Source organism: Serratia liquefaciens (assembly GCF_027594825.1).
Taxonomy (GTDB): Bacteria; Pseudomonadota; Gammaproteobacteria; order Enterobacterales; family Enterobacteriaceae; genus Serratia; species Serratia liquefaciens_A.
This window is the reverse complement of record NZ_CP088930.1, coordinates 1,282,911-1,300,216: the sequence shown is the minus strand read 5'-3', so window position 1 is coordinate 1,300,216 and position 17,306 is coordinate 1,282,911. Positions and strand designations below refer to the sequence as shown.

General features: G+C 56.7%; 15 protein-coding genes. 12 read left to right on the top strand and 3 right to left on the bottom strand.

Annotated features, from left to right (window positions below):
- The first annotated feature begins 12 nt into the window (after window positions 1-12).
- The 8 genes from nuoG to nuoN all read left to right on the top strand — a co-directional run bounded on the left by nuoG (window position 13) and on the right by nuoN (window position 10,093).
- A complete protein-coding gene (gene nuoG, locus LQ945_RS05880) occupies window positions 13-2,751 on the top strand; it encodes an NADH-quinone oxidoreductase subunit NuoG (RefSeq protein ID WP_182823889.1) in 2,739 nt (912 codons plus the stop codon).
- Window positions 2,748-3,725 carry an NADH-quinone oxidoreductase subunit NuoH gene (nuoH, locus tag LQ945_RS05875; RefSeq protein WP_020827844.1) on the top strand — a complete coding sequence of 326 codons (978 nt, stop codon included), beginning with the start codon at window positions 2,748-2,750 and terminating at the stop codon, window positions 3,723-3,725. Before nuoG ends, nuoH begins: the two co-directional genes overlap by 4 nt.
- Window positions 3,726-3,739: 14 nt before the next feature.
- On the top strand, window positions 3,740-4,282 hold the full coding sequence (nuoI, locus tag LQ945_RS05870; RefSeq protein WP_004947256.1) for an NADH-quinone oxidoreductase subunit NuoI: 543 nt from the start codon (window positions 3,740-3,742) through the stop codon (window positions 4,280-4,282).
- A 13-nt stretch (window positions 4,283-4,295) separates the two neighbouring features.
- Window positions 4,296-4,856, top strand: coding sequence for an NADH-quinone oxidoreductase subunit J (nuoJ, locus tag LQ945_RS05865; protein ID WP_020827843.1), 561 nt, complete (start codon window positions 4,296-4,298; stop codon window positions 4,854-4,856).
- Window positions 4,853-5,155, top strand: a complete 303-nt coding sequence (gene nuoK / locus LQ945_RS05860; protein ID WP_012146014.1) for an NADH-quinone oxidoreductase subunit NuoK — start codon at window positions 4,853-4,855, stop codon at window positions 5,153-5,155. Before nuoJ ends, nuoK begins: the two co-directional genes overlap by 4 nt.
- The gene (gene nuoL / locus LQ945_RS05855) at window positions 5,152-6,999 is read left to right on the top strand and encodes an NADH-quinone oxidoreductase subunit L (RefSeq protein ID WP_262242325.1); all 1,848 of its coding nucleotides are present in this window, start codon (window positions 5,152-5,154) and stop codon (window positions 6,997-6,999) included. The genes nuoK and nuoL overlap by 4 nt, the downstream gene beginning before the upstream one ends.
- 100 nt (window positions 7,000-7,099) lie before the next feature.
- Window positions 7,100-8,629 (top strand): NADH-quinone oxidoreductase subunit M, encoded by a 1,530-nt coding sequence (nuoM, locus tag LQ945_RS05850; RefSeq protein WP_122079906.1) that lies wholly within the window; start codon window positions 7,100-7,102, stop codon window positions 8,627-8,629.
- Between the two features lie 6 nt (window positions 8,630-8,635).
- A complete protein-coding gene (gene nuoN, locus LQ945_RS05845; RefSeq protein WP_044552632.1) occupies window positions 8,636-10,093 on the top strand; it encodes an NADH-quinone oxidoreductase subunit NuoN in 1,458 nt (485 codons plus the stop codon).
- Window positions 10,094-10,155: 62 nt separating this feature from the next.
- Here the strand turns inward: nuoN and LQ945_RS05840 are convergent, their stop codons facing one another.
- The 3 genes from LQ945_RS05840 to LQ945_RS05830 form a co-directional block, all read right to left on the bottom strand.
- Entirely contained in the window at window positions 10,156-10,521 is a 366-nt protein-coding gene (locus LQ945_RS05840; RefSeq protein ID WP_270102493.1) for a helix-turn-helix domain-containing protein, read from the bottom strand.
- Window positions 10,522-10,560: 39 nt separating this feature from the next.
- Window positions 10,561-10,821 (bottom strand): type II toxin-antitoxin system RelE family toxin, encoded by a 261-nt coding sequence (locus LQ945_RS05835; protein ID WP_270102962.1) that lies wholly within the window; start codon window positions 10,819-10,821, stop codon window positions 10,561-10,563.
- 128 nt (window positions 10,822-10,949) lie between these two features.
- Window positions 10,950-11,825 (bottom strand): LysR family transcriptional regulator, encoded by an 876-nt coding sequence (locus tag LQ945_RS05830; RefSeq protein ID WP_044552628.1) that lies wholly within the window; start codon window positions 11,823-11,825, stop codon window positions 10,950-10,952.
- A gap of 337 nt (window positions 11,826-12,162) precedes the next feature.
- Here LQ945_RS05830 and LQ945_RS05825 point away from each other — a divergent pair, with 337 nt between their 5' ends.
- The 4 genes from LQ945_RS05825 (at window position 12,163) to LQ945_RS05810 (ending at window position 17,063) form a co-directional block, all read left to right on the top strand.
- Entirely contained in the window at window positions 12,163-13,998 is a 1,836-nt protein-coding gene (locus LQ945_RS05825; protein WP_269935872.1) for a thiamine pyrophosphate-binding protein, read from the top strand.
- Between the two features lie 82 nt (window positions 13,999-14,080).
- Window positions 14,081-14,506 carry a cupin domain-containing protein gene (locus LQ945_RS05820; protein ID WP_044552625.1) on the top strand — a complete coding sequence of 142 codons (426 nt, stop codon included), beginning with the start codon at window positions 14,081-14,083 and terminating at the stop codon, window positions 14,504-14,506.
- A 278-nt stretch (window positions 14,507-14,784) separates the two neighbouring features.
- Window positions 14,785-15,648 (top strand): DMT family transporter, encoded by an 864-nt coding sequence (locus LQ945_RS05815; protein WP_044552623.1) that lies wholly within the window; start codon window positions 14,785-14,787, stop codon window positions 15,646-15,648.
- Window positions 15,649-15,818: 170 nt separating this feature from the next.
- The gene (locus LQ945_RS05810; RefSeq protein ID WP_044552621.1) at window positions 15,819-17,063 is read left to right on the top strand and encodes an MFS transporter; all 1,245 of its coding nucleotides are present in this window, start codon (window positions 15,819-15,821) and stop codon (window positions 17,061-17,063) included.
- The last annotated feature ends 243 nt before the right edge of the window (window positions 17,064-17,306 follow it).

Below are 17,306 nucleotides of genomic sequence, written 5' to 3'. Positions count from 1 at the left end.
AGCATGCTGACTATGGCTACGATTCATGTAGACGGCAAAGAATACGACGTAGATGGAGCTGACAACCTGTTGCAGGCTTGTCTCTCTCTCGGCCTCGATATTCCTTACTTTTGCTGGCATCCGGCGCTGGGAAGCGTCGGCGCTTGCCGCCAATGTGCGGTAAAGCAATACCAAAACGCGGAAGATACGCGTGGCCGTTTGGTGATGTCTTGTATGACACCGGCATCCGATGGAACCTTTATTTCCATCGACGATACCGAAGCCAAACAGTTCCGCGAAAGCGTGGTTGAGTGGTTGATGACCAACCACCCGCACGACTGTCCGGTATGTGAAGAAGGCGGTAACTGTCACCTGCAGGATATGACAGTAATGACCGGCCACAGCTTCCGTAAATACCGCTTCAGTAAGCGTACCCACAACAACCAGGAACTGGGGCCGTTTATCTCGCATGAGATGAACCGCTGCATCGCCTGCTACCGTTGTGTGCGTTACTACAAGGATTATGCGGACGGCACCGACTTCGGTGTGTACGGCGCGCACGATAACGTCTACTTCGGTCGCGTTGAGAGCGGCACGCTGGAAAGCGAGTTCTCCGGCAACCTGGTAGAAGTGTGCCCGACCGGCGTATTCACCGACAAAACCCACTCCGAGCGTTATAACCGTAAGTGGGACATGCAGTTTGCGCCAAGCATTTGCCAGCAGTGCAGCATCGGCTGTAACACCAGCCCGGGCGAGCGCTATGGTGAATTGCGTCGCATTGAAAACCGCTATAACGGCAGCGTGAACCACTACTTCCTGTGCGACCGCGGCCGCTTCGGTTATGGCTACGTGAACCAGAAAGATCGTCCACGTCAGCCACAGCAGCTGCGCGGCAACGACTGGATCACCCTGAACGCCGAACAGGCTATGCAGGGCGCGGCGGACATCCTGCGTCAGGCGAAGAAAACCATCGGTATCGGTTCACCCCGCGCCAGTCTGGAAAGCAACTTCGCACTGCGTGAACTGGTCGGTGCCGAGAATTTCTACACCGGTATTTCGCAGGCGGAACAGGGTCGTCTGAACCTGATGCTGAACGTGCTGCAAAACAGCGGCGTTCACACGCCTGCGCTGCGCGAAATCGAAGGCTACGACGCGGTATTGGTGTTGGGTGAAGATCTGACCCAGACCGGCGCACGTATTGCTTTGTCTGTACGTCAGGCGGTGAAGGGCAAGGCCCGCGCCATGGCGGCGGCCCAGCGCGTTGCCGACTGGCAGATTGCCGCGATACAAAACATTGGTCAGCATGCCAAATACCCGCTGTTCGTCACTAACGTGGATAACACCCGTCTGGACGACATCGCCGCATGGAACTACCGTGCGCCGGTGGATGAGCAGGCACGTCTCGGCTTCGCTGTCGCTCATGCGTTGGACAACGCGGCGCCGGCGGTCAACGACTTGGCTGAAGGCCTGAACAAGAAAGTCGATATCATCGTGCAGGCGCTGACCGACGCACGTAAACCGCTGATCGTCACCGGCAGCAACGCCGGCAGTGAAGCCATCATCGCAGCGGCGGCCAACATCGCCAAAGCGCTGAAGGATCGCGGCTCTGATGTGGGCATCACCTTCGTGGCCAGTGCGGCCAACAGCATCGGTTTGTCGATGATTGGCGGTGGTTCGCTCGATCAGGCGCTGACTCAGCTGGAAAACGGCGAAGCAGACACCGCTATCGTGATGGAAAACGATCTCTATCGGCATGCGCAGGCGGCAAAAGTGGACGCCGCGTTGGCCAAGGTCAGCAACCTGATCGTGGTTGATCATCAGCGCACCGCGATCATGGATCGGGCCAACCTGATCCTGTCGGCGGCCAGCTTTGCGGAAAGCGACGGTACCCTGGTCAACCAGGAGGGCCGCGCACAGCGATTCTTCCAGGTTTACGATCCGGCCTACTACGACGATGCGAAAAAAGACGTTTACACCGTAATGCTGGAAAGCTGGCGTTGGATGCACTCGCTGCATTCCACCTACACCAGCCGTCACGTGGACTGGACGCAGCTCGATCACGTTATCGAAGCTTGTGTTACCGCGTTGCCGCAGTTGCAGGGCATTGTGGACGCCGCACCGGACGCAAGTTTCCGTATCCGCGGTCAAAAACTGGCACGTTCGCCACATCGCTCCAGTGGTCGTACGGCAATGCGCGCCAACATCAGCGTGCACGAGCCGCGTCAGCCGCAGGATAAAGACACTATGTTCGCCTTCTCGATGGAAGGGAACAACAGCCCGCTGGCCGATCGTCAGCAGATCCCATTCGCCTGGGCACCAGGTTGGAACTCACCGCAGGCATGGAACAAGTTCCAGGCCGAAGTGGGCGGCAAGCTGCGTCATGGCGATCCGGGCGTGCGTCTGATCGAAGCAGGGGAGGGCAAGCTGGATTACTTCACGCAGGTGCCTGCCGCCTTCGGTCATGAGCAAGGCTGGCGTGTCGCGCCTTATTACCACCTGTTCGGCAGTGATGAAATGTCACAGCGTTCCGGCGTGATCCAGCAGCGTATGCCAGAGGCCTACGTGATGGTGAACCCGGCGGATGCCGCTACGCTTGGTGTCAATGCCGGCGCGCTGGTGGAGTTCAGCTGTGCGGGCCAGACGCTGCGTCTGCCGGTGCGCCTGAGTGAAACTCTTACCCAGGGCCAGGTGGGATTACCGCTAGGCTTGCCAGGGATCCCGCCGGTATTGGTGGGTGCGACGGTTGAAAATCTGCGGGAGGCAACACGATGAGCTGGTTTACCCCTGAGGTGATCGACATTCTGATCTCCGTGCTTAAAGCGGTAGTGATCCTGCTGGTCGTCGTCACCTGCGGTGCTTTCATGAGCTTCGGCGAACGTCGCCTGCTCGGCCTGTTCCAGAACCGTTACGGGCCAAACCGTGTCGGCTGGGGCGGTTCGCTGCAGCTGGTCGCCGACATGATCAAAATGTTCTTCAAGGAAGACTGGGTCCCGAAATTCTCCGACCGGGTGATCTTCACCCTGGCGCCGATGATCGCCTTTACTTCCCTGTTGCTGGCCTTTGCCATCGTCCCGGTCAGCCCGACCTGGGCGGTGTCCGACCTCAACATCGGTATTTTGTTCTTCCTGATGATGGCCGGCCTGGCGGTATACGCCGTGCTGTTCGCCGGCTGGTCGAGCAACAACAAATACTCGCTGTTGGGGGCGATGCGTGCTTCTGCGCAAACCCTGAGCTACGAAGTGTTCATCGGCCTGTCGCTGATGGGCGTGGTGGCGCAGGCGGACTCCTTCAACATGCAGACCATTGTTGAATCTCAGGCGCATCTGTGGAACGTCATCCCGCAATTCTTCGGTTTCGTGACCTTTGCGATTGCCGGCGTTGCGGTGTGTCACCGTCACCCGTTTGACCAGCCGGAAGCCGAGCAGGAACTGGCTGACGGTTACCACATTGAATACTCCGGCATGAAATTCGGTCTGTTCTTCGTGGGTGAGTACATCGGTATCGTCACCGTTTCTGCCCTGATTGTGACGTTGTTCTTCGGTGGCTGGCAGGGTCCATTCCTGCCGCCATTTATCTGGTTCGCGCTGAAAACGGCTTTCTTCATGATGATGTTCATTCTGATTCGTGCCGCTCTGCCACGTCCGCGCTATGACCAGGTAATGGCCTTCGGCTGGAAAGTGTGTCTGCCGCTGACGCTGCTGAACCTGCTGGCGACTGCCGCAGTCATTTTGTACAACGCTCAATAAGGGGTGAATAAACCATGACATTGAAAGAGTTATTGGTTGGTTTCGGCACCCAGGTGCGCAGCATTTGGATGATAGGCCTGCACGCCTTCGCCAAGCGCGAAACCCAGATGTATCCGGAAGAACCGGTTTACCTGCCGCCGCGTTACCGTGGCCGTATCGTGCTGACGCGCGATCCGGACGGTGAAGAGCGTTGCGTAGCCTGTAACCTGTGTGCGGTTGCCTGCCCGGTGGGCTGTATCTCGCTGCAAAAAGCAGAACAGAAAGATGGCCGTTGGTACCCGGAGTTCTTCCGCATCAACTTCTCGCGCTGCATTTTCTGCGGCCTGTGCGAAGAAGCTTGCCCAACTACCGCGATCCAGCTGACGCCGGATTTCGAAATGGGTGAGTTCAAACGCCAGGACCTGGTGTACGAAAAAGAAGATCTGTTGATCTCGGGGCCGGGTAAATATCCGGAATATAACTTCTACCGGATGGCCGGTATGGCGATTGACGGCAAAGCCAAGGGCGAAGCCGAAAACGAAGCCAAACCGATCGACGTCAAAGGTCTGTTGCCTTAAGGAGCCAGCAAGCATGGAAATTGCCTTTTATCTGGCAGGTTTGATTGCGGTGATCGCGACTATTCGCGTGATCTCGCATACCAACCCTGTGCATGCGTTGCTGTATCTGATCGTCTCGCTGTTGGCGATCTCTGCAGTCTTCTTCTCACTCGGCGCGTACTTCGCTGCGGCGTTGGAGATCATCGTTTACGCCGGTGCCATCATGGTGCTGTTCGTGTTCGTGGTCATGATGCTGAACCTCGGCAGCGCGGTGCAAAAGCAAGAGCGCGACTGGCTGAAGCCGTCGGTATGGATTGGCCCAGGCCTGCTGTCGCTGCTGCTGCTGGCGGTGCTGATTTTCGCTATTCGCAGCGTGTCCGATCAGGGCATCAGCGGTGAGATGGTAGACGCCAAAGCCGTGGGGATCAGCCTGTTCGGTCCTTACGTGTTGGCGGTTGAGCTGGCTTCAATGCTGCTGTTGGCAGGTCTGGTTGTTGCCTTCCACATTGGCCGTGAGCACAAACCGGGTGAGGTGTTGAGCAACGCCCCGGTCGGTGGCGAAATGGCGAGAAGAAAATCGGAGGAGCAAGCATGATCCCTCTTCAACATGGCCTGATCCTGGCGGCGATCCTGTTCGTCCTGGGTCTGACCGGGTTGCTGGTTCGTCGTAATCTGCTGTTTATGCTGATCAGTCTGGAAGTGATGATCAACGCCGCAGCATTGGCGTTTATCGTGGCGGGTAGTTACTGGGGCCAACCGGATGGGCAGGTGATGTACATCCTGGCGATCAGTTTGGCGGCAGCCGAGGCCAGTATCGGTCTGGCGTTGCTGCTGCAGCTCTACCGTCGCCGTCATACCCTGAATATTGATACTGTCAGTGAGATGCGCGGATGAACCTATTATATTTAACTGTTCTGCTACCGCTGATCGGGTTCCTGCTGTTGGCCTTTTCCCGAGGCCGCTGGTCTGAGAACGTCTCGGCAACCATTGGCGTAGGCTCTATCGGCCTGGCTGCGTTGGTCACGGTACATGTGGCGATGGACTTCTTCGCCCAGAAAGCGACCGGCGTGCAGCTGTTTGAGCAAAGCCTGTGGAACTGGATGACCGTCGGCAACTTCAATATCGGCGTGACTCTGACGCTGGACGGCCTGTCGTTGACCATGTTGTCCGTGGTCACCGGCGTGGGCTTCTTCATCCACATGTTCGCGTCCTGGTACATGCGCGGTGAAGAGGGCTACTCGCGCTTCTTCGCTTACACCAACCTGTTTATCGCCAGCATGGTGGTATTGGTACTGGCAGACAACCTGTTGCTGATGTACCTGGGTTGGGAAGGCGTGGGCCTGTGCAGCTACCTGCTGATCGGCTTCTACTACAAGGATCCGGCCAACGGTGCGGCGGCGATGAAAGCCTTCATCGTGACCCGCGTCGGCGACGTGTTCCTGGCGTTCGCGCTGTTCATCCTCTACAACGAGCTGGGCACGCTGAACATCCGTGAACTGATGATCCTGGCACCGCAAAAACTGGCGGTCGGCGATACGGCGATCACCTGGGCTACCCTGATGTTGCTGGGCGGCGCGGTCGGTAAATCAGCGCAGCTGCCGTTGCAGACCTGGCTGGCAGACGCCATGGCAGGTCCAACCCCGGTTTCCGCACTGATCCACGCGGCGACCATGGTGACCGCGGGCGTTTACCTGATTGCCCGTACGCACGGCCTGTTCCTGATGGCGCCGGAAGTGTTGCATCTGGTGGGTATTATCGGGGCAGTGACCCTGGTGCTGGCCGGCTTTGCCGCGCTGGTGCAGACTGACATCAAACGCGTACTTGCCTACTCCACCATGAGCCAAATTGGCTACATGTTCCTGGCGTTGGGCGTGCAGGCGTGGGATGCGGCGATCTTCCACCTGATGACCCATGCGTTCTTCAAGGCGCTGCTGTTCCTTTCCTCCGGTTCGGTGATCCTGGCCTGCCATCACGAGCAGAACATCTTCAAGATGGGCGGCCTGCGCAAGAGCATTCCACTGGTTTACGTCTGCTTCCTGGTGGGGGGCGCTGCGCTGTCGGCACTGCCGTTGATCACCGCAGGCTTCTTCAGTAAGGATGAGATCCTGGCGGGTGCAATGGCCAACGGTCACATCAACCTGATGATTGCCGGCCTGGTCGGTGCGTTCATGACCTCGCTGTATACCTTCCGTATGATTTTCATCGTGTTCCATGGCGAAGAGAAAATCAAAGCGCATGCCGGTAAAGGCATCACTCACCACCTGCCGCTGTTGGTTCTGCTGGTGCTGTCCACCTTCGTTGGCGCGATGATTGTTCCGCCACTGCAGGGCGTACTGCCAGAGACCACCGAGCTGGCACACGCTAGCGTGCTGCAGCTGGAGATCACCTCCGGCGTAGTGGCTATTGTCGGCATCCTGTTAGCGGCGGCGCTGTGGCTGGGCAAACGTACCCTGGTTACCCGCATCGCCAATAGCGCACCGGGACGTTTCTTCTCGACCTGGTGGTTCCATGCCTGGGGCTTCGACTGGCTGTACGACAAAGTGTTCGTCAAGCCGTACCTGGGCATTGCGAAGTTGCTGCAACGTGATCCGCTGAACTCGATGATGAACCTGCCGGCCATTTTCTCCCGCTGGGGGAACCGTGGTCTGACGGTGAGCGAGAACGGTCAGGTGCGTTGGTATATAGCGTCTATGGGTGTGGGTGCAGTGGTCGTATTGGCTCTGTTGATTTTGGTTTAATTGAATAATTTAAACAGACGCATTTTTCGGGCGTAGCGCCCTGCAGGGCAGGCGCTACGTACAAAGTTTGAAATTATTCGTATAAGGGACACAAAACGCCATGCTATTACCTTGGCTAATTCTTATCCCCTTTATTGGCGGTCTGCTGTGCTGGCAGTTTGAGCGCTTCGGTACTAAGGTGCCGCGCTGGATTGCGTTGATCGCAATGGGGCTGACATTGGCGCTTTCTCTGCATCTGTGGATGCAGGGCGGCTACACGTTGACTACGCCGAAAGGCATTCCACAGTGGCAGTCTGAATTCCTGCTGCCGTGGATCCCACGCTTTGGCATTTCCATCCACCTGGCGCTGGACGGCCTTTCACTGCTGATGGTGGTGCTGACCGGCCTGCTGGGCGTGTTGGCTATCCTCTGTTCCTGGCGTGAAATCCAGAAATACCAGGGCTTCTTCCACCTGAACCTGCTGTGGATCCTGGGTGGGGTTATCGGCGTGTTCCTCGCCATCGACATGTTCCTGTTCTTCTTCTTCTGGGAAATGATGTTGGTGCCGATGTACTTCCTGATCGCACTCTGGGGTCACAAGGCGTCGGACGGGAAAACCCGTATCACTGCGGCCACCAAGTTCTTCATCTATACCCAGGCCAGCGGTCTGGTGATGCTGATTGCCATTATGGGCCTGGTGTTTGTGCACTATAACGCGACCGGCGTGTGGACCTTCGATTACGAAGACCTGCTGCAAACGCCAATGTCACACAACGTGCAATACCTGTTGATGCTGGGCTTCTTCATTGCCTTCGCGGTGAAAATGCCGGTGGTGCCGCTGCACGGCTGGTTGCCCGATGCGCACAGCCAGGCACCGACCGCAGGTTCTGTCGACCTGGCGGGGATCTTGCTGAAGACCGCGGCCTACGGCCTGTTGCGTTTCAGCCTGCCGCTGTTCCCGGAAGCTTCGCATGAGTTCGCGCCAATCGCCATGTGGCTGGGTGTTATCGGTATCTTCTACGGCGCCTGGATGGCGTTTGCGCAGACCGATATCAAGCGTCTGATCGCTTACACCTCGGTTTCCCATATGGGCTTCGTGCTGATCGCCATCTACACCGGCAGCCAACTGGCTTACCAGGGTGCAGTGATCCAGATGATTGCACACGGCCTGTCTGCGGCCGGTATGTTCATCATCTGTGGCCAGTTGTACGAACGTCTGCATACTCGCGACATGCGTGAAATGGGCGGCCTGTGGGGGCGTATCAAATACATCCCTGCGCTGTCGCTGTTCTTCGCGGTGGCTACGCTGGGGATGCCGGGTACCGGTAACTTCGTCGGTGAATTCATGATCCTGTTCGGCAGCTATCAGGTTGTGCCGGTGATCACCGTGATTTCTACCTTCGGTCTGGTGTTTGCTTCGGTTTACTCGTTGATCATGATGCAGCGTGCCTACTACGGCAAAGCCAAGTCTGACCAACCTTTGCCGGGCATGACCGCGCGTGAGCTGTTCATCATTCTGCTGTTGGTGGTGTTGCTGGTTCTGTTGGGGGTCTACCCACAACCGATTCTGGACACTTCTAATGCGGCGATGAGCAACGTGCAACACTGGTTTGGTTCGTCAGTTTCAGCAATTTCAACAACAAGGCCGTAATTCGCCATGACAATAACTCCTCAACAACTGATCGCACTGTTGCCGCTGTTGATCGTCGGATTGACGGTGGTGGTTGTGATGCTAGGCATTGCGTGGCGACGCGACCACTTTATCAACGCCACCCTGACCGTGATCGGTCTAAACCTGGCGCTGCTTTCGCTGTACTTTGTCGGCCAGGCAGGCCCAATGGACGTCACCCCGCTGCTGCGGGTTGACGGCTACTCGATGTTCTATACCGGGCTGGTGATACTGGCGAGTCTGGCGACCTGTACCTTTGCCTATCCGTGGCTGGTCGGTTACCCGGACAACCGCGAAGAGTTCTACCTGCTGGTGCTGATTGCTACCCTGGGTGGCATTCTGCTGGCGAGCGCCAACCACTTGGCCTCGCTGTTCCTCGGTATTGAACTGATCTCGCTGCCGCTGTTTGGTCTGGTGGGTTACGCCTACCGCCAGAAGCGTCCGCTGGAAGCGGCCATCAAGTACATGCTGCTGTCCGCTGCGGCTTCGTCCTTCCTGCTGTTCGGTATGGCGCTGCTGTATGCGGAGTCCGGTGACCTGTCGCTGGCCGGCCTGGGCAAGAGCCTGCAAGAAAACATGATGCACCAGCCGCTGATCCTGGCCGGTATGGGCATGATGATTGTCGGTCTGGGCTTCAAGCTGTCGCTGGTGCCGTTCCAACTGTGGACGCCGGATGTGTATCAGGGGGCGCCTGCGCCGGTTTCAACCTTCTTGGCCACCGCCAGCAAGATTGCTATCTTCGCGGTCGTTATGCGTCTGTTCCTGTATGCACCTGCTGCCGACAACGAAGCGCTGCGCATGGTGCTGTCGATCATTGCCGTCTGTTCGATTCTGTTCGGCAACCTGATGGCCATCAGCCAGACCAACATCAAGCGCCTGCTGGGTTACTCGTCGATTGCTCACCTGGGTTATCTGCTGGTGGCGCTGATTGCGGTGCAAACCCACCAGCTGTCGCTGGAAACCGCCGGGGTTTACCTGGCCGGTTACCTGTTCAGCAGCCTGGGCGCGTTCGGCGTGGTCAGCCTGATGTCCAGCCCGTACCGTGGTCCGGATGCAGATTCACTGTTCTCCTACCGCGGTCTGTTCTGGCATAAGCCCATCCTGTCTGCCGTCATGACGGTGATGATGCTGTCACTGGCCGGTATTCCGATGACCCTGGGCTTTATCGGTAAGTTCTTCGTGATCGCAATGGGCGTCAGCGCTCACCTGTGGTGGTTGACCGGCGCCGTGGTGCTGGGTAGCGCCATTGGTTTGTACTACTACCTGCGCGTCACCGTCAGCCTGTTCCTCAGCGCGCCGGAAGCGCTGCAGCGCGATACCCCAAACAACTGGGCGTTGACCGCAGGCGGCGTAGTGGTGCTGATTTCCGCCGCGTTGGTGCTGTTGCTGGGTGTTTATCCGCAGCCGTTGATTACGCTGGTGCAGATGGCACAACCGATGTTCTGATGGGCATCAGGGCAGTGAAAAAGGTCGCTTTGGCGACCTTTTTTTATGGCGAGGGGAACAGATTAAAGCGTCATCTGCGCCGGGTTACAGCGGTATAACTCCGCCAGTTTTTCCCGGGTTCTTTTTTGCGGTTTAGAGTCGTTGGCTTCCCACTGCGAAACGGCAGATTGGGTGGTACCCAGTCTTGTCGCCACATCATACTGCGAGAAGCCGCGGAAAATTCGCCATGCGGCTATCAGGCTGATGTTCTGATCCAACATGATAGAGACCACTTCGTGAGGAACAGTTTCATCATCGTGTGCATCGCTATGATAGGGAATAGACTCATAGTCATCTTGCCGGCCTACCAGCTTTTTATATTCATCGACAGGCAATACCACGTACAGCGGTTTACCTGATTCATCATGGATATATTGTAACTTCGCCATCTGGCATACCTCGGATTATAAATTTCAGCTCAACGCGGTTCAGTAAGTTGTCGACGTTCTACGCTTCACTTGTTGGATCAGGCAGACAAGCGGTTCACCATCACTCATCTCAAAAATAATGCGATAGCTGCCGACGCGCAGGCGAAATTGGCTGTCAGCACCATGCAATTTTTTGATATCCAGCCTGATGGCCGGAAACGCGCTTAACAGCCCGACCTTGTCTTTAATGGCTGAGCGATCCTGAGTAGGTAGCGTCATCAATTGTTTAACGGCTTTGCGCGACCAGTTAACCTTTGCCATCATTCCCTCGACTGTGGGGGCACGTCCTGTGCGTTAATTAGATAATAAGCTTTTTATCTAATTGTTGCAATGTGGCGAAACGGGATAAGAGGGGCAGGGTAAGTCACCCTAACCCCTGAGTAGGGGGATCAGCCGGGGTTGTTTTTAAATGAGGTTTCCAGTGCCTGGACTACGGCACGCACCCTGGCGGCACGTTGCAGGTCAGGATGCAGCACCAGCCAGATATCTACCCAGTCTTTATTTTCCGGGAAAATTCGCACCAGGTCCGGGTCCTTATCCGCCAGGAACGAGGACAGCAGGCCAATCCCCAAACCATTGCGCGTTGCCGAGCGCAGCAGCAACTGCGAATTACACTGCAGCACCACGTTAGGGTCGATCAGCGTTTCGCCGCAGAAGTTGTTCCAGTGGCGGGGCACCAGTTCTCGCGGGAACATCAGCAGGTCGTGACCACGCAGGTGGTCGCCCTTGGTGGGCAGGCCGTGTTTGTCGAGATAGTCCTGCGTTGCATACAGCCCCATTTCGATGGTAGCCATGCGTTTGATAATCAGCTCATCGGATTCGGGCCGCGCGCCACGGATCGCCAGATCCGCACCGCGGTAGGAAATATCAGAGATATTGACCGCCGTCAGCATAGTGACGGTAATTAGCGGGTGTTGCTCTCGCAGCGCCTTCAGCGCAGGGATGACGAAAGCCTCGGCCATGGTATCGGTGGTCGCGATGCGTACGTTGCCGCACAGGCTGTCGTCGCCGCTGGTGGCTTTGCGGCCAATCGCCTGCACCGAGTTCTCCATGTTCATCACGTCCGCCAGCATTTCCTCACCCAAGGGGCTGAGGGAGAAGGATTTTGGCGTGCGGATAAACAGCTTGGAACCCAGGCTTTCTTCAAAAGCGGTAATACGCCGCCCGACGGTAGCCTGGTCAACGTGTAGTTCATTGGCGGCTTTTCGTAAAGTGCCGCAGCGCGCCACTGCCAGGAAGAAGCGTGCATCATCCCAATTCATCATGCCATTTCCTTTGTGCAGGCTTATCGGTCTTGTCGGTGTTCATTATTGCGCAACCGTACCGGCTCTGGTTTGGCTGCCAATGAGGCTCACGTATCATAATTATTAATTATGTTTCAGGATATGAATAAATGCATCAACGTGAAGCAGTTTTGCATCTTTATTTTTACCCGACAATCTTTATGCTTATCAACGTTTATGCTGTGATCTGGCGCACATTTTGTGCCAATGTTACCCTGAACGCGTAAGCAGACGCGCATGAGAGCCTGTCTCTGTGGGCTAATCGCCTGGTGGGATCGACTCTGAATCTAGGTTGGCCCACCACGACTGGACATTGAAAATGGAGTCTCACGCAGAGAAGTTATACACCCCGGTAGCACTGGCAACTGCGGACGGTGTCAGAGTTATTGCAACCCCCGGTGCGAAAGCGGCAACGCAAAGCAACGCGGATGCAATTATCCAGAGTCTTGAAGCACGCGGCATTCAGCACATATTCCTGGTACCCGGCAAGCTGGTGTACCCACTGATAAAATCCATTGAACATTCAGGCATTGCCGGGATCGTCGGCGCCCATGAAACCGCCTGCGGCTTTATGGCGGACGGCTATGCTCGCGCCAGCCGCAAGTTTGGCGTTTGTCTGGGCATCTCCGGCCCCGGCACGATGAATTTTCTGCCAGCGATGGCGGCGGCACAGGCCGACAAAATCCCGGTGTTGTATCTGGCCGGCGGCATTGCCACTTATCATGAGGCGCAGGGTGCCTTCCAGGACGGCAGCAATAGTGGCATCGATGAGCTGACTATCGTCAAACCGCTGCTTTCCGCCGCGATAGAAGTGAAAAATAATCTCACGTTGCAGCACGAGCTGCGGCGCAGTTTGTCCTGCCTTAACACCCAGCGAAAAGGTCGCACCTATCTCAGCGTGCCGGTCGATATGCAAAAGAAAGAGGTGGCCGGTCATCATGAAGTCAGCCCGCCTCGCACGCCTCAATGCCGAGAGGCCGCAATCGACCCACAGGCATTGGATCAGTTGCTGGATGACTATCTGCTGCGTGGGCTGAACGTTGCCTGCCTGGTGGGTAACCGCATGAATAATCCGTTGGATGCGGCCCTGCTGTTGCGCCTGGCGGAGAAATACCGTTTGCCGGTTGCCACTACGCTGTCCGGCAAGGGCGCGTTTCCCGAGGGGCACGAGCTGGCGCTGGGGCTGTACGGTTTTGCCGGCCATACCCGGGCGGTGGAAACCATCAATGGCGATGAAGTGGATGTGTTGCTGGTGCTGGGTTGTGACCTGAGCCAGCGCGATAGCCTGAACTGGAATCCGCGGCTGCACGGCACCAAAACGCTGGTGGTGATTGATGAGGATTTCGATAAGGTCAGCTCGCATTATCAACCGGATATGCAGATTTTCTCCAGCCTGACCGGCTCGTTGCAGCACCTGCTGGATGCGATCGGCGACGATGACGCGCACCTGGACAGCATTAAACGCTTGCGTAACGGCTGGCTGGAGCAGGTGAGTCAACTGCCGCTGGAGCAGCAGCGGCCCGATTTGCAGGTGCGTCTTGCCGAGGGCGAGGCCAACATGTACCCCGGCGATGCCATCAAGCGCATCCGCAGCCGCATGAATCACGACACCAACGTGGTGGTCGATTCCGGCGCACACCGTATCTTTATGGCGCATCACTGGCAGGCCAGCGGGCGCGGCGATTACCATACCTCAAGCTCCCTGGCGCCGATGGGCTGGGCGATTTGCGCCGGCATCGGTATCAAACTGGCAGCGCCGCACCGCGACTGCGTAGTGGTCACCGGCGACGGCTGCATGCTGATGCACGGCATCGAGATCCAGACGGCTGCCCGTTATCAGGTCAAAATGACCTTTGTGGTAATGAACAACTGCGCTCACGGAGCGATGCACATCGACACCTTGCAAAACCGTGGGGTATCTGCGGACTACACCGCGTTGCCGAATCATGACTGGAAGGCCTTCGCCAACAGCCTGGGGGTTGCCTCCGCCAAAGCGGCGACGCTGGAGGAACTGGACGAGGCGCTGACCGCCGCGGCTGAGCACCAGGGGCCTTTCCTGATAGAAGTGTTGGTAGGAAATCATGTGGCACCTAATCGATACTATGCCGAGAGCATCGTAGAATACGAGCAGCGTATCAAAGGGGGTAAGGCGTAGCCCAATCCCAGCGGGAGCCGTCATGATTGCCCTTTGTATCACGCCATTCTATTTTGTTTACCGTAGTCATGGAGCGATAACAATGTACAAACTGACACTTCTGGCATTAATGATGGCATTTCAGGGCTATGCGCAGGCCGCAGAGGATCACGGCGAAGGCATCAGCAAAGAAACCCTGCTGAAAACCGAGACCTCGTGGGAAGGGACGCCGTACCAGCATTACCCGGCCGGTGCTCCGCAGATCACCATGTTGAAGGTGACCGTAGAGCCGAACAAGGTGCTCGCCTGGCATACTCATCCGTGCATCAGCGCGGTGTATATGACCGGGGGCAGCGTTTCGCTGACGGTCAAGAAAACCGGCGTGAAACACACCTTTAAGCAGGGCGATTCCTTTACCGACACGGTAGATATCGTTCACCAGGGGGTTTCCGGTGATAAAGGCGCGGAGATGCTGGTATTCTTCGCCTGCGCTGATAACAAACCGCTGACGGTGAAAGCTGCCGAATAATATCCCCGCCGTTTTTTTAGCTGCGGCGTTGTTGACTGCATTGGCCGTACGGGGCGAATTCATTCGCCCCGTAAGACTGCTGACAAACATATAATGTTTGGCGGCAGGCGCTAAAGGTTTTGAAAATAAATCAGGAAAATCAATTTATTGATTTTCGCCTGATAACACAAAGGGGGAAAAACCACGCTTTTATCCCCCCTTTGTCAATAACCTGAGGGGGCGAATTCATTCGCCCCGTTTTATTTTGTCGCCCGTTGGGGTGATATACCGAGGAAATCATGGTTGCTTTGTGGATGGTCGTCGCCAGCGGGTTCTTTGCGTTGATGGGGGCCAGCATCAAACTGGCTTCGGCCAAGGTCGGTTTTTTCGACATCATTTTTTACCGCTCTGTCATTAACGTCCTGATCGTTGCCGCGCTGATCCATGTGAAAAATCTCGGTTTCCGCACCCGACACCTGGGGTTGCACATGAAACGCGCCGCCATTGGCAATGCGGCAATGTATTGCGGTTTCTACTCACTGATCCATCTGCCGATCGCCACGGCCACCACGTTGGGCTACACCAATCCTATTTTTCAGTCGGCGATTGCCTTTGTCACCTCCAAAGGCCAGTTGACCGGCAAGCTGCTGTTCTCGGTACTGCTCGGTTTTATCGGCATTCTGGTGCTGCTGCGGCCCGATACGCCGAACGGCGAGTATGCCGCGACCCTGATTGGCCTGCTTTCCGGTCTGCTGACCGCGCTGGCCTATTTTAACGTCGGTAAGCTGGTGCGCAGCGGCGAACCGGAACTGCGAGTGGTGTTTTACTTCTCGCTGGTGGGCACCCTGGTGGGCGCTGTGATGACCACGGCGGTGGGGTTTACCGCACTGGACGGCGCCATGATGCTGTGCGTTTGTGCCATCGGCGTGTTCGGCAGCCTGGGGCAAATCACCATGACTCGCGCCTACGGCAGCGGCAATGCGGTGATTGTCAGCATTCTTTCCTACAGCACCATCATTTTCTCCACGCTGCTCGGCTATCTGTTGTTTGGCGAGAAGCTGTCCTACATTGCCGCGGGCGGCATGGCGCTGATTATTCTCTCCGGTGCATTGGCGATAGTGAAACGCGCTCCGGCAAAAGCCTCGAAGGCGGCGGCGGTGTAAATTGCTCGGCATTAAGCGCTGGCGGGCGTCAGCGCAAATGCATTAATGAATCACTATGATGCATTCTTGGCTATTTTGACCGTTATACCCGAAAGGTATGATAAACGCGTTTCCTGAGGAGTTTGGTTTTCAGGGTTAGGTGTTTATCCAGATTGTTTCGGGAGAGAAAAATGTCTGAAGGTGTGGCTGTTGATGAAGCCGCTAAAGCGAATTCGGGCGCGTCGCATTTTGCCATCCTGCTGTTTTTAGCTTTGGCATTAATGTCCGCATTGCTGAACAGCAGTGCGCCGACGCCGCTTTATCCGCTTTATCAACATGAGTTGGCGCTAAGCTCGGTCAGCCTGACGGTCATTTATGGTGCCTATGCCGCCGGCGTCCTGATTTCCCTGTTCGGCGTGGGCAACATGGCCGGCAAGGTCAAAGACCTGCGCAGCATGATTGTACCGGCGCTGCTGGTGGTGTTGGCTGGGGCCTTGCTGTTTTCGATGGCCGATTCGTTTCTGATGATGTTTATGGCGCGTCTGCTGGCCGGGGTCGGCACCGGTGCCTTAACCGGCGCGGCTAACATTGCGCTGGTGCGTTTTGGGCCGAAAGACGGCGGTAAAAATGCGGCGCTGATTGCCACGCTGTCATTCACCACCGGTCTGGCTTTAGGGCCGATTTTCAGCGGCGTGGCGCTGCAAACCGGGTTCCACACTACCTCGCTGCCGTTCATTATCATCATGGCAGTGGCGGCCGTTGCCGCACTGGGCGTGATGCTGAAATGGCCGGTTGAAGCCGTTACGGTACCGCCAGGCGGGACGCCCGTAGCCGAGGCTGCGCCGGAAAAAAGTTCGTTGGCGGATGGCCTGCGCGCTACAGGAGGCAAGTTCTTCCTGTGTGCCGGTGCGCTGTTTATCTGCTGGGCGGTGGCGGCCAGTATTCTGGCGATTGGGCCAAGCGTGTCAGAAAAGCTGTTGGGCATGCACAGCCGGGGCATCTACGGCTACGTGATTGCGGTGTATCTGGTGATTGCCGGTATTAGCCAGATCCTGAGCCGTCGGGTTAATGCGCGCCATTCGCTGATGTTTGGCTGTCTGGCGCAGGCGCTGTCGGTGGTGGTGTTCGCCGAAGCGATTCAGATCCACTCGCTGGCTTTGGCCAGTGCCGGTATGGTGATTGCCGGTTACGCCTACGGGGCCATTTTTGTCGGCAGTGCCACGTTGGTGAACCTGATTTCACCGAAGGCCAGCCATGCGAGACTGATTTCACTGTTTTACGTAATCGCCTATATCGCCAACTGGGTTCCGATCCTGTTGGGGGCGGTTATCGACCATGCCAGCCTGCATCTGGCGGTCAATCTGTTATTTCTGGTCAGTGCCGTGGTGTGCTTATCCTTGAGCTTCATGGTGACCCGCGCGGGCTTCCCGCGCTGATACCCGCCGAGTTTCATGTTGCCCGTGGGCAAGGTGAAATTCGCAGGGTAGGTGAACAAAGATTTTAGCCACGCAAGGTGGCGAACGATTTCCCTGGTGTTGTTGTGTGTCATTTCCAGCGTGCTTGCCACGCTGGTTTTTTTTGTGACAAATTCCTCAATTCTGCAATTTCAGTATTTCTCATTACAAAATTTTTGTGATTTCCATCACGTGAATTTGCCGATTTTCGCGTAAACTGCGCGC

Bases quoted from the DNA above. Each gene is read 5' to 3' on its own strand.
- nuoG (WP_182823889.1), top strand. From the start codon at position 13: ATGGCTACGATTCATGTAGACGGCAAAGAATACGACGTAGATGGAGCT.
- nuoH (WP_020827844.1), top strand. From the start codon at position 2,748: ATGAGCTGGTTTACCCCTGAGGTGATCGACATTCTGATCTCCGTGCTT.
- nuoI (WP_004947256.1), top strand. From the start codon at position 3,740: ATGACATTGAAAGAGTTATTGGTTGGTTTCGGCACCCAGGTGCGCAGC.
- nuoJ (WP_020827843.1), top strand. From the start codon at position 4,296: ATGGAAATTGCCTTTTATCTGGCAGGTTTGATTGCGGTGATCGCGACT.
- nuoK (WP_012146014.1), top strand. From the start codon at position 4,853: ATGATCCCTCTTCAACATGGCCTGATCCTGGCGGCGATCCTGTTCGTC.
- nuoL (WP_262242325.1), top strand. From the start codon at position 5,152: ATGAACCTATTATATTTAACTGTTCTGCTACCGCTGATCGGGTTCCTG.
- nuoM (WP_122079906.1), top strand. From the start codon at position 7,100: ATGCTATTACCTTGGCTAATTCTTATCCCCTTTATTGGCGGTCTGCTG.
- nuoN (WP_044552632.1), top strand. From the start codon at position 8,636: ATGACAATAACTCCTCAACAACTGATCGCACTGTTGCCGCTGTTGATC.
- LQ945_RS05840 (WP_270102493.1), bottom strand. From the start codon at position 10,521: ATGGCGAAGTTACAATATATCCATGATGAATCAGGTAAACCGCTGTAC.
- LQ945_RS05835 (WP_270102962.1), bottom strand. From the start codon at position 10,821: ATGGCAAAGGTTAACTGGTCGCGCAAAGCCGTTAAACAATTGATGACG.
- LQ945_RS05830 (WP_044552628.1), bottom strand. From the start codon at position 11,825: ATGATGAATTGGGATGATGCACGCTTCTTCCTGGCAGTGGCGCGCTGC.
- LQ945_RS05825 (WP_269935872.1), top strand. From the start codon at position 12,163: ATGGAGTCTCACGCAGAGAAGTTATACACCCCGGTAGCACTGGCAACT.
- LQ945_RS05820 (WP_044552625.1), top strand. From the start codon at position 14,081: ATGTACAAACTGACACTTCTGGCATTAATGATGGCATTTCAGGGCTAT.
- LQ945_RS05815 (WP_044552623.1), top strand. From the start codon at position 14,785: ATGGTTGCTTTGTGGATGGTCGTCGCCAGCGGGTTCTTTGCGTTGATG.
- LQ945_RS05810 (WP_044552621.1), top strand. From the start codon at position 15,819: ATGTCTGAAGGTGTGGCTGTTGATGAAGCCGCTAAAGCGAATTCGGGC.